Below are 11,431 nucleotides of genomic sequence, written 5' to 3' on the forward strand. Positions count from 1 at the left end.
TCCCACTTTCGACAAAATAGTCAGCTGGCCAAATGACTCCTCAGTCTGCCACCCCTATCAGGGTAAAAGCAGCCCAGGCTCTGGGTTCGGGATGTTGCTCCATGGTGGTGAGTATGGCCTGGCGCAGAGCCTGGGCTTTGGTTTGGCCCTGGGAAAGCTGGCGGTAAAATTCGGTCATGAGCTCGGCGGTGGGGGCGTCGGGTACGGCCCAGAGGGAGACCACCACGCTGGGCACTCCGGCGGTAATGAGCGATCGCGAGAGCCCCACCACCCCATCGCCCGTGATCCGACCTCGCCCCGTGTCGCAGGCGCTGAGCACGGCTAGCTCGGCTGACAAGTCCATGTCCAGAATTTCAGCGGAGGTGAGCAAGCCATCTTCGGTATTGTCGGGGGTGAGGGCGATCGCACCCGGCACATCCAGCCTGCCGTAGGCACCGGGGTCGCCGTAGTCGAGCAGGCCGTGGGTGGCCAGGTGAATCAGCTGGGCCGAGGCCAACCGCTGTTTGACCGCCGCTTCGGTAGCCTGATTGCCCACCAGCGGCGCAGTGTTGAGGACACGGCCAATGACTTCGGCCTCGGCCTTGGCACCGGGTAGATCGGAGAGCTGAGTTTGGGTAAAGTCGCCGCTGGCTGTCGGGATCCACACGCTTGGCATCGTCGGGTTGCCGACAATCAGGGCATGGTCGGTAGAAAAGGGCGCACCCGCGTTTGCCCCTAGGGTGGTTGATGCCGCTTGATTGGCTAAGCCAAACACCTGGATAGATGGGGCGGTGAGAATGGTGTGCTTTTCGATCAGGTAGGTGCCGTCTGCATCTTGCAGGGCCGCAAAGGGTACCAGGAACAGGTTGCCCTGGGGGATAAAAACGACGTTGGCCGCAGGGTCGGCGGGCAACAGGTCGGCAATGGGGTCGATCAGCAGGGTGTGGAGCGCTTGCAGCTGGTCTGGGCGGTTGCCGGTGCTTTCGACCACGATGCTGGCGCGGGAGTCGGTTACGAGTTCGCCCAGCTCGGTGGAGGCACTGCGATAGATGGGCCCATCGATGGCGGCAATGGGGCTGAGGGCGGGGCCTCTGTCGCTGGCCCCCGCCAACTCGACGGAGCGAAAGTCAACGGTGCCGGAGGGTTGAACCACCCAGATGTGGAGGGCCTCGTCGAAGATCTGGGAGTAGGTGACCAGGGTGGTGTTGGTGTTGCGGGCGATGCGCTGAATTTCGGCGATGGTGGGAGCCTGGACTTGGTCGCTGGCGACGATATTTGTCAGGCTGTCGGGGTTCGCCAGCCGACTGGCGAGCTGGAGCACAAAGGCGCGGGCGCGCCCCCGTTCAGCAATAACTAGCGCTTCAGCCGGTTTGTTTTGGGCGATTAAGGCGCTCTCTAAACTTTGGTAAGCCTGCCGCTGGGTATCGGCGATGGCAATGAGCTGGCTATCGGAAAGAGCACTGCGAAGGGATTCAAAAATTTCGATGGACTGGTGCAGGGCTGATGCGGCTTGAGGATATTGGCCCAGACGCATTAAGGTGGCGCCCTGGTTATTTAGGGCGCGACTTTCGCCCACCCGATCGCCAAGCTCACGGGCAATGGCCAGGTCTTGCCCATAGAGCTCGATGGCGCGCTCGGGCTGGCCCAAGCTGCGGTAAGCATTGCCCAAATTCCCCAGGGCGGCCCCTTCGCTGGCGCGATCGCCAATCTCGCGGGCAATAGCCAGGTTTTGTTCGTAGAACTCGATGGCACGCTCGGGCTGCCCCAGGCCATGGTAAGCAATACCCATATTGCCTAGGGTGCGGGCTGCTTCGGCGCGATCGCCAATTTCGCGGGCAATGGCCAGGTTTTGTTCGTAGAGCTCGATGGCGCGTTCGTACTGCCCGAGGCTGTGGGAGGCCGCACCCAAATTTCCCAGGGCTACGCCTTCGCTGCCGCGATCGCCCATCTCGTGGGCAATCGCCAGACCTTGTTCATAGAAGTCGATGGCGCGCTCGTACTGGCCCAGGCGGTGGTAGACACTGCCCATATTTCCCAGGGCGCGACCTTCCCCAGCGCGATCGCCAACCTCGCGGGCGATCGCCCGCCGTTGTTCGTAGAAGTCAATGGCCCGCCCGTACTGCCCCAGGTCGCCGTAAGCATTGCCCAAATTTCCCAGGGCGGCCCCTTCTCCGGGGCGATCGCCAATCTCGCGGGTGATTGCCAGATCCTGTTCATAGAAGTCAATGGCGCGCTCGTACTGGCCCAGGCTGCGGTAGGCAATGCCCATATTTCCCAGGGTGCGACTTTCCCCAGCGCGATCGCCCAGCTCGCGATACATTTCAAGGGCCTGCTCCCACGATTGCAACGCCGCTTGAAACTGGCTGAGGTCAAGCTGCCGTAGACCCTGCCGCAATAGGCGAGTGGCTTCCACCTGAGCCAGGGCCGTTGCGCTCAAGCGGGGGGTGGCCTGCCCCGGCGCAACCTCTTCAACGACCAGCCGATAGCGCCCCCGAGCGACTGTATTGAGGCCGAGTGCCCAAATTTGGTAGGTTCCGTCTGCGGGCAGCGTCAGCGCGATAAATGAGTGATAGTTACCCCCTTCAGTATCAATATCGTCGTGTCTGGCGAGCTCGTTGCCCTCGCCGTCGCCAAACAGCAAGAATGGGTCAAATTCAACACTCTCCAGGGTAATTGTGATTGTTTGGCCGGCTCGCCCGGCAATGGTGTAGGCGTCGTATCGGCTACCACCACCTAGGCTGGCATCCCCCTCCTCTAGGCGACCCTCGACTTGCAGCATGGTCGATGGGTCGGTCTGTTTGGGTTGCGCCGTCGGGGGGAGAGGGCGTTGGGCCTTGAGTTGTACCCTGGGCGGTGGCAGGTGGCCTTTGACTAGAGGCATTGATCGGGTTTCTGCCCTGAGGTGAGGGGGGGCGGGCCAGGCAGGTTGGCGATGGTTTGGCCCCGGCAGGGGTGTGGCCCAGCTTGTAGCGCTGGGGCCTGACGCTGCGGGGCTCTGGATCGCAGGTACCACGGCGATCGCCGCCACAACCAAACCAAGTAATTTTGCAGCGTAGCGCATAGGGATCAAAGCTCCATTTTGGAGTAGCACCAGCATAGGTATCTGGGCTACGACAACTCATTCAAAGACAACTGATGTAAATCTGGCTGATCCAGGAAATTATGGCCATCACCGGAATAGTGCGGCATAGCCCCAGTCTTGGCCAGCGATTTCTCTGACCGACCCAATTGGGCCAGGGCCATCGTTGATGCGCCCCGGCCAGCGATCGCTCTAGCTGCTGGTAGGCAGATACGCTGCCCCGTGACCCGCCAACCGATGGGCTCAGGGGAATTCCAGGTTTCACAAGGGTTTCCGCGTTAGTAAATAGATAGGTTACTTTCGCTCTCGAGTACTAGTTCCCCAGGGCTTGAATCCGGTTGATAATACGGGGAATTTGCACTGCGATGTTAACCAGGCCTGCCCCCGTCTCCTGGTCAATGACCTCGGCAGAGTTCAGCGCCACAATGCGAATTTCGCCATCCACCAGGGACAAAATCGGCCCGCCCGACGAGCCGCCGTAGGTATCGCAGAGGTGCAGCACCACGTCTACCTCTTCACCCACAATGCTGCACCCCACGTGGGCACTGGCGGTTTGGCCAGGTTTGTCGGGCGGAAAATCGCCCGAGTAGCCTGCCATGATCAGGTTTTCGACAAAGGGCTGATCGGCCAGGACTGCCGTGGGAATAGTGGCCATCCCCAGGGTGCCGTACTTTTGCCCCAGGGACCTATCGAGAACGATAAAAGCCCAGTCATCGGGGTCGGGGTTGAGACCGTTAGAGAAATCGGTGCCCACCAACAGGGGTTCTGCATTGGCGATGTCACTCTCGCTAGCCACCCGACCGTTAATCAGGTTGGGCTTAAATTGGATATTGGTGGCCAGTTCGCCGGTTTCGGTATCCATAATGCAGTGGGCGTTAGTGAGCACAATATCTTCGGCCACCAGAGAGCCGGTGCAGATGTAGCCATTGCCACTGGCGGTGATGCCAGAGATCTGCCCCACTGCCGACCAGGGGTAGGAAGTACTGGTCACTGCTACCCGCCTATCTTCACCAATCACAGCCCGGCTGCCCTCGGCAGGGTTGTCGGAGATATTCAGCCCTGCGGGAATGATGGGCTCACTAGCCTCCAGGTCGAGCCCTAGCTCTGCAAGCGTATTCACCACAGAGTCGTTGGGAATGATTTCGACAGTGTTCTCTCCGGCTAGCAGCAAGGAAGAGGGGCGCAGCGTCTCGGGCAGGTAGTTGTTAAAGCCCAACGCCAGGCTGAAGACGGTAGTTCCAAGGGTGAGAGAGAAATTCATAGGGGTCAATTCCAATAAAAACGAGTGTTTGGGTGATGCCTGGGGGATATGTATCTGGGGCTGCCAGACTTATTCACTCGGCGGCCCCGATGAGGGTAAATGCGGCCCAGGCGCGCAGACTTGGGTGCTGCTGCATGGTTTCGGTATTGTCGGGGGTGAGGGCGATCGCCAGATCTTGTTCATAGAAGTCGATGGCTTGGCGATAGTCCGCTAGGCTGCGGTAAGCATTGCCCAAAGCCCCAAGGGCAACTCCTTCGCCTTGGCGATCCTGGATGTCTCGATAGATCGCCGACGCCTGTTCCCAGGACTGCACCGCCTCCCGAAACTGGCTGACGTTGTACTGCTGAATGCCCTGCTGAAAAAGTCGATCTGCCTCAGCCCGCAAGGCTGAGGCACTTTGGGCCAAGGCTGGGGACATCAGAACCCCGATTTCTTCGAAGAAACCGGGGTTCTCGGCAAAAGGCACCATTACAGCTGTAACTGCAACCCAACCCAACCACTTCGCTGCCTGTCGTATCGGGGCAATGCTCCAATCTGAGGTGACACCAGCATATAAGTCTGGCCCCCTCGGACTTATTCACCGTTAGGCAAAATTCACCTTCGCCCCATCATCAACCGCGCAGATCTTTCAGACTAGTCAATCGCATCCGGGTCAACCCCCAGCTCGCGCAGCTTCGCCGCCAACTTCTCATTACGTTCCTCTGGGGTGGGCACCAGCTTGCCCTCAGGGGTGAAAAACCGCAGTACAGTCTCGTGAATGCCCAAGCGCAGCCCCAACTGCTTGCTCCACAGCCAGCCCTGCTCATTGGGCTCCAGCGGCATATATTCACCATCTACCAGGTGAAACCCCTGAAACTCTAGCGTGTTGGGGTCAAACCAAAAGTAGTCGGGCGTGCGGAAAATGTCTTGATAGATTTGCTTTTTTAGCCCCCGATCCGTAGCGGCGGTAGACTCTGACAGCAGCTCCACAATCACATTGGGATACTGGCCATTCTCTTCCCACACCGTCCAGCTTTTGCGGGGGCGATTTTCAGTACCTAGCACCACAAAAAAATCTGGGCCTCTGAAGTCCTCGGACTTGCGCTGGTTGGGGCTGTAGTAGATAGTCAGATTACCAGAGGCATAGAAATCATCGCGATCGCGCCATAACGCCCGCAACAGGCGCAGGAGCAGGTCAATCTGGTCGCGGTGCAGATCAGTTTCCAATGGAGGCTCGTCGCTGTAGAGGTCACCGGGCGGATAGATTATATCCGCTGGGGTGGCCACCGCTGACGGCGTTGGCAGAGTATCGGTGGGAGAGGCAGTCATGGCAATGCGATCGCATCTATATCGCCTAGTCTAACCTGGCGATTTCCTTACACCAACAGCTTCACCGCATCGCGCCGCTCCTGGGCCACCCGATCGCTCGGATTCAGCGCCAGCACCTGCTCATAGGCCAGCAACGCCTCGGCATAGCGCCCCAGATTTTCCAGTGCCTGCCCCCGACCCAGCCAGGCATCAGCATAGTCCGGCGCAAGACCCAGGGCATTATCAAACGCCGATAGCGACGCGCTGGCCTGGTCTGACAACAGATAGGCAAACCCCAGCAGCATCCATACCGTTTCGTTATTGCCATTGAGGGCCGTGGCGCGGTGCAGTGACAGAGCGGCATCGTCGTAGCGGCCCATGGCAAACAGCACCGAACCACTGAGCGTCCAGGCGGCATCATGGTCAGGCGCCAGGGCGATCGTACGGTCAGCCGACTGCAATGCCGCTGGGTAGTTGCCCTGGCTATAAAGCCCGTAGCCCCGCCCCAGCCAGGCATCGGGCTGGCGAGCATCGAGGGCGATCGCCTGGTCAAAGACCGCGATCGCCTCCATATACCGTCCCTGGGCCAGCAGGGTAAAGCCCTGATTGACCAACTCGCTAGAGTCACCGGGGGTTCGGAGCTGGCTGGTGGGTGCGATCGCGCCAGTGCCCAGCAAATCGGCGATCGGAGGCAGCGCGGGTGAACCGGCTACGGCAGGCGGTAGCCCGCCGGTCAATAGGGCCAGGGCCAGGGCAAAACCGAGCGATCGGGGGGTCATGGCGATATCTCCTGCGTACAGTGGGGTTGGCCTTGTCGTGTTCTGCCGCTGCCTGGCTCAGGAAAGCGGTTTAGGCCATGTCGCACCCGGTTTTGCCAGCTTCGTCCTCAAAGCCAGCAGGGTTGCTGTCGTGAGTACCTATTGCTGGGGGGAGATGGACTTATTCACGACCCCATTCACGACCCCATTGACCAAGCCTTTGCCCGCTTCAACCCGGAGGAGCCTGGTGCTTGAGCAGATGCTTCAGGATGAGGCAAGTTTTCGTAAAGTGGATAAGCTCTGCTGGGCCAGACCTATATGCTGGTGTCAACCCAGCAACGTGGTTGCTGAATCGCCTAGGAATACTCCCATGGGGCATAGGGCAAAGTGGATCGGATGGGTCACGCTAGCGGCAATGTTGGTGCCTGTGATGCAGGGGCCAGGCTATGCGGGGCCGCCGCGCTCAACGCCTCATCAAGCCACTACCCTAGCCCAGGGGGCCAGTGCCCAGGCGCAGCTTGCCGAGGCCGATCGTCTGTTGTTTGGCGAAGCGCTGCAGCTCTGGCGCACTGGCCAGTTTCAGGCGGCCTCTGAGGCTCTTCTACAAGCGCTAGAGCTGTATCGACAACCCGCTGTGCAGGCCGCCTTTCCCCAAGCGAGCCGTCAGGGCGAGGGGCGCACTCTCACCGGGCTAGGCACAATTTCTCAGTCCTTTGGGCAGTATGAACAGGCCCTGGGCTACTACACCGAGGCCCTGGCGATTGCCCGCGACATTGGCGATCGCGAGGGCGAAGGCTCCACTCTCAATAACATTGGGTTCGTGTACGACATCCTGGGGCAGTATGAACAGGCGCTGGGCTACTTCACCGAGGCCCTGGCGATTGCCCGCGAGATTGGCGATTCTCCTGAGGAGAGGCTTCGCCAACGCGCTGGTGTTGGGCAAATCCTTAACAATATCGGGGGGGTGTATGTTGATCTGGGGCAATATGAGCAAGCGCTGGGCTACTACACTGATGCCCTCGCCATTTTCCAAGAGGTGGGCGATTCTCCTGAGGAGAGGCTTCGCCAACGCACAGGCGAAGGCATCACCCTCAGCAATATTGGCTTGGTATACAACAACCAGAGTCAGTACGAACAGGCGCTGGACTACTACATGGCTGCCCTTATTATTCTTCAAGATGTCGGTAATCGCGTCAGCGAAGGCTCAACCCTCAACAACATTGGGTTGGTGTACGACAGCCTGGGGCAGTATGAGCAGGCGCTGGGTTACTTTACCGATGCCCTCGCCATCGCTCAAGGCATCGGCGATCGTAGAGGCGAAGGTACCACTCTCAACAATATTGGCTTGGTATACAACAACCAGAGTCAGTACGAAAAAGCTTTGGGCTACTACATGAATGCCCTTACTATTCTTCGAGACATTGGCGATCGCGCCAGCGAAGGCACCACTCTTAACAACATTGGGGCGGTGTATCGTAACCTGGGGCAGTATGAGCAGGCCCTGGGCTACTACACCGATGCCCTCGCCATTCGTCAAGCCATCGGCGATCGCACAGGCGCAGGCGCCACCCTCAACAACATTGGCTTGGTGTACAACAACCTAGGGCAGTACGAACAGGCGCTGGACTACTCCATGGATGCCCTGGCAATTTTTCAAGCCATTGGCAATCGCACAGGCGAGAGCAAAACCCTCAACAATATTGGCTTGGTATACAACAACCAGAGTCAGTACGAACAGGCGCTGGACTACTACATGAATGCTCTTACTATTCTTCAAGACATCGGTGATCGCGCTGGCGAAGGCTTAACTCTTAACAACATTGGGGGAGTATATGACAGCCTGGGACAGTATGAGCAGGCCCTAGGCTACTACACCGATGCCCTCGCTATTGTTCAAGACATCGGTGCTCGCACCAGCGAAGGCTCAACCCTCAACAGTATTGGGGTGGTGTACAACGACCAGGGGCAGTATGAGCAGGCCCTGAGCTACCACACCAATGCCCTCGCTATCGCTCAAGACATCGGCGATCGCGCCAGCGAAGGCACCACTCTTAACAACATTGGGGCGGTGTATCGTAACCTGGGGCAGTATGAGCAGGCCCTGGGCTACTACACCGATGCCCTCGCCATTCGTCAAGCCATCGGCGATCGCGCGGGCGAAGGTGCCACCCTCAACAACCTTGGGGGAGTGTACCAGAACCTGGAGCAATACGAGCAGGCCCTGGGCTACTACACCGATGCCCTGGCTATCGCTCAAGCCATCGGCGATCGCGCGGTCGAGGGAGTCATCCTCAACAACCTTGGGTTCACGCTGGAAGCGATGGCAGAGCCTGAGCTAGCCATTGCCTTCTTCAAGCAATCGGTTAATCGCTGGGAAGACATTCGCGGCGACATTCGTGGCCTCACCACCGAGCAGCAGCAGTCCTTTACCGAGACCGTGGCCCATACCTACCGCCGCCTCGCCGACCTCCTTCTCCAGGCCGATCGCGTGCTCGAAGCCCAGCGCGTGCTGGATCTGTTGCAGGTGCAAGAGCTCGACGACTACCTGCAAGACGTGCAGCGTACCGCCCAAACCCAGACTGGGGTGCCCCTGCGCCCCGAAGAACAGGCGGCTCTAGAGCGGTTCGCCGCCAACCAAGATCGCATTGTGGCCCTGGGGAGCGAACTGCGGGAACTGGAGGCCATTGCCACCACCGAGCGCACCGCCGAGCAAACCGCCCGCATTCGCGAGCTGCGCCAGCTCCAGCAAGATGCCCGCCTCGCCTTTGAGCAGTTCTTCAACAGCCCAGAGATTCAGGCCATTGTGGCCCAGCTGCGCACCACCACCGGGGCCGCCAACCTGGAACTGGGGGAGCTCAACGCCCTGCAAGACAACCTCAAAGCCCTCTCCCAAAACACCGTCGCCCTCTACCCCCTCATTCTCGACGACCGTCTGGAGCTGGTGGTGGTCACTGCCAATGCGCCCCCGGTGAGTCGTACCGTCAATGTCGGGCGAGAGGAGTTGAACCGGGCGATCGCCGAGTTTCGCTCGGCCCTGGGGTCACCCAATCGGGATGCTGTGGCCCCCGCCCAGCAGCTCTACGACTGGCTGATTCGCCCCATCGAGGCTGACCTGGCCCAGGCCGACGCCGAGGTGGTGCTCTACGCCCCCGACGGCCAGCTGCGCTACATTCCCCTGGCGGCGCTGCACGATGGCAACCAGTGGCTGGCCCAGCGTTTGCAGGTCAACAACATTGTCGCTGCCAGCCTCACCGACCTCAGCAACCAGCCCTTTGCGGGCGGGCTGACGGTGCTAGCCGCCGCCTTTACCGAAGGGCAGTACGACATCCCCACCAGTACCCGCACCCTCTCCTTTGGCGGGCTCACCTACGCCGGGCGCGAGGTCGAGAATATTGCTCGCCTGGTGCCCCAAACCGATCAGCGCCTCAATAAAGCCTTTGACCAGGCGCTGGTGCTGGAGATGAACGACTTTAAGGTGGTACACCTGGCCACCCACGCCAGTTTTAACCCCGGCCCACCGCAAGATTCATTCATTCTGTTTGGCGATGGCAGCCACGTCACCCTCGACCAGGTGCGCCGCTGGAACTTCCCCGATGTGGATTTGGTGGTGCTGAGCGCCTGCGAAACCGCCGTGGGCGATGTGCCCCTGGGCAACGGGGCCGAAATTTTGGGCCTCGGCTACCTGATGGAGCAGGCCGGGGCCGAGGCGGCGATCGCCTCTCTCTGGGCTGTCAGCGACGGCGGCACCCAGGTACTCATGGATGCTTTTTACGCTAACCTCAACCAGGGTATGAGCAAAACCGAGGCCCTGCAACAGGCCCAGATGGCGCTGATTGAGGGCGACTTTACGGCCTCGGGGGTCGATCGCGGTGCCAGTATTGATATCGTTAGCACCCAGACGGGCCTGCCCCTAACCGTGGCCGATAGCCTCACCCACCCTTACTACTGGGCACCGTTTATTTTGATCGGCAATGGCCTATAGATTAGGAGTGCTGACCGATCTGTTTAGGGCAGGCTGGTCTGCCCCTCCACCCGCTACACTACAGCTATACCGTACGCCCCATTGGGGCTGGGTTTAGCCTTGCTACAGCGTCCTAAGCTACTGGGTAGATTACTTGGCCACTGGCACTCTGGCGGTAATTTTGGCGGTGGACGACAACGCCAACCTGTGAGGGTCGTTTAATGCACAACCCATTTCCGGGCATGAACCCCTATTTGGAGCAACCAGGGTTGTGGCCACAGGTGCACAATCGCCTGATTGTGGCGATCGCCGATGACATTACCCCCCAGGTCGCCCCCAGGTATCGCGTTTCGATCGAAGAGCGGGTCTACGCCAGCACCGAAGCGATGCCTCTCATTGGCATTGCCGATGTGGCGGTCACGCGCCGCCCAGCCGCTGCTTTGCCTACGACAACCGCTGCGCAACTGGTAGCGCCGAGGTGGGTGCAGGTGCCGGTGCCCGTGGAGGTGACAGAGCGCTTTTTAGAAGTGCGGCTGGTGCAGACCAATGAAGTGGTGTGCGTAATCGAGATCTTGTCTCCGGCCAATAAGCGATCGGGCGATGGCCGCCGGGCCTACGAGACCAAGCGCCAAAAGATTTTGGGCTCTGCTACAAACCTGGTGGAAATCGATCTGCTGCGCGGTGGATCGGGAATGGCCGTGGCGGAGCCGCCCCAAAAGACCTATAGCATTTTAGTCAGCGCCAGTGTCAATCGTCCCAATGCTGAACTGTACGAGTTTGATCTGGCAGATCTGATCCCCAGTTTTCCGGTACCGTTGCAGCCTAATGAGGATCTTCCGGTCGTAAACTTACAGCGGGTGTTAAATGACGTCTACAATCGGGCTCGATTTGACCTGGCGATCGACTACTGTCAACCGCTTCAGCCCGCTTTATCTAGCGACGAGGCTGCTTGGGTAGAGAGCCTAGTAAATAGTTAAGGCGCGCGACTCGAAGTCGTTCGGGGGAGTTGGAAAGGACTCCTAAGTTCTTTCCCTGCTAGTGTTCAAGCAGATGTCCGCCTCGGAATGTTCAACCCGTAAGGGGAGGGCAGTATCAGCAGACGAGGT

7 protein-coding genes are annotated in these 11,431 nt (G+C 59.5%); 2 read left to right on the forward strand and 5 right to left on the reverse strand.

All coding sequences use genetic code 11. The features are described 5' to 3' along the window. Positions 1-40: 40 nt before the first annotated feature. The 5 genes from IQ254_RS12570 to IQ254_RS12590 form a co-directional block, all read right to left on the reverse strand. Positions 41-3,040, reverse strand: a complete 3,000-nt coding sequence (locus IQ254_RS12570; RefSeq protein WP_193966504.1) for a CHAT domain-containing protein — start codon at positions 3,038-3,040, stop codon at positions 41-43. Between the two features lie 331 nt (positions 3,041-3,371). Then, a complete protein-coding gene (locus IQ254_RS12575; protein WP_193966505.1) occupies positions 3,372-4,319 on the reverse strand; it encodes a serine protease in 948 nt (315 codons plus the stop codon). 73 nt (positions 4,320-4,392) lie between these two features. Then, on the reverse strand, positions 4,393-4,788 hold the full coding sequence (locus IQ254_RS12580) for a tetratricopeptide repeat protein (RefSeq protein WP_193966506.1): 396 nt from the start codon (positions 4,786-4,788) through the stop codon (positions 4,393-4,395). A gap of 164 nt (positions 4,789-4,952) precedes the next feature. Then, positions 4,953-5,627 carry a Uma2 family endonuclease gene (locus IQ254_RS12585; protein WP_193966507.1) on the reverse strand — a complete coding sequence of 225 codons (675 nt, stop codon included), beginning with the start codon at positions 5,625-5,627 and terminating at the stop codon, positions 4,953-4,955. Between the two features lie 47 nt (positions 5,628-5,674). Continuing rightward, positions 5,675-6,385, reverse strand: a complete 711-nt coding sequence (locus tag IQ254_RS12590) for a tetratricopeptide repeat protein (RefSeq protein ID WP_193966508.1) — start codon at positions 6,383-6,385, stop codon at positions 5,675-5,677. A gap of 349 nt (positions 6,386-6,734) precedes the next feature. On the opposite strand from IQ254_RS12590, the gene IQ254_RS12595 reads away from it, so the two are divergent. Both IQ254_RS12595 and IQ254_RS12600 read left to right on the forward strand, forming a co-directional pair. Beyond that, positions 6,735-10,346 (forward strand): tetratricopeptide repeat protein, encoded by a 3,612-nt coding sequence (locus IQ254_RS12595; protein ID WP_193966509.1) that lies wholly within the window; start codon positions 6,735-6,737, stop codon positions 10,344-10,346. A 200-nt stretch (positions 10,347-10,546) separates the two neighbouring features. Further along, a complete protein-coding gene (locus IQ254_RS12600) occupies positions 10,547-11,302 on the forward strand; it encodes a DUF4058 family protein (RefSeq protein WP_193966510.1) in 756 nt (251 codons plus the stop codon). Positions 11,303-11,431: the final 129 nt, after the last annotated feature.

Source organism: Nodosilinea sp. LEGE 07088 (assembly GCF_015207395.1).
In the GTDB taxonomy this organism is placed as follows: domain Bacteria; phylum Cyanobacteriota; class Cyanobacteriia; order Phormidesmidales; family Phormidesmidaceae; genus Nodosilinea.

Bases quoted from the DNA above. Each gene is read 5' to 3' on its own strand.
- IQ254_RS12570 (WP_193966504.1), bottom strand. From the start codon at position 3,040: ATGCGCTACGCTGCAAAATTACTTGGTTTGGTTGTGGCGGCGATCGCC.
- IQ254_RS12575 (WP_193966505.1), bottom strand. From the start codon at position 4,319: ATGAATTTCTCTCTCACCCTTGGAACTACCGTCTTCAGCCTGGCGTTG.
- IQ254_RS12580 (WP_193966506.1), bottom strand. From the start codon at position 4,788: ATGGTGCCTTTTGCCGAGAACCCCGGTTTCTTCGAAGAAATCGGGGTT.
- IQ254_RS12585 (WP_193966507.1), bottom strand. From the start codon at position 5,627: ATGACTGCCTCTCCCACCGATACTCTGCCAACGCCGTCAGCGGTGGCC.
- IQ254_RS12590 (WP_193966508.1), bottom strand. From the start codon at position 6,385: ATGACCCCCCGATCGCTCGGTTTTGCCCTGGCCCTGGCCCTATTGACC.
- IQ254_RS12595 (WP_193966509.1), top strand. From the start codon at position 6,735: ATGGGGCATAGGGCAAAGTGGATCGGATGGGTCACGCTAGCGGCAATG.
- IQ254_RS12600 (WP_193966510.1), top strand. From the start codon at position 10,547: ATGCACAACCCATTTCCGGGCATGAACCCCTATTTGGAGCAACCAGGG.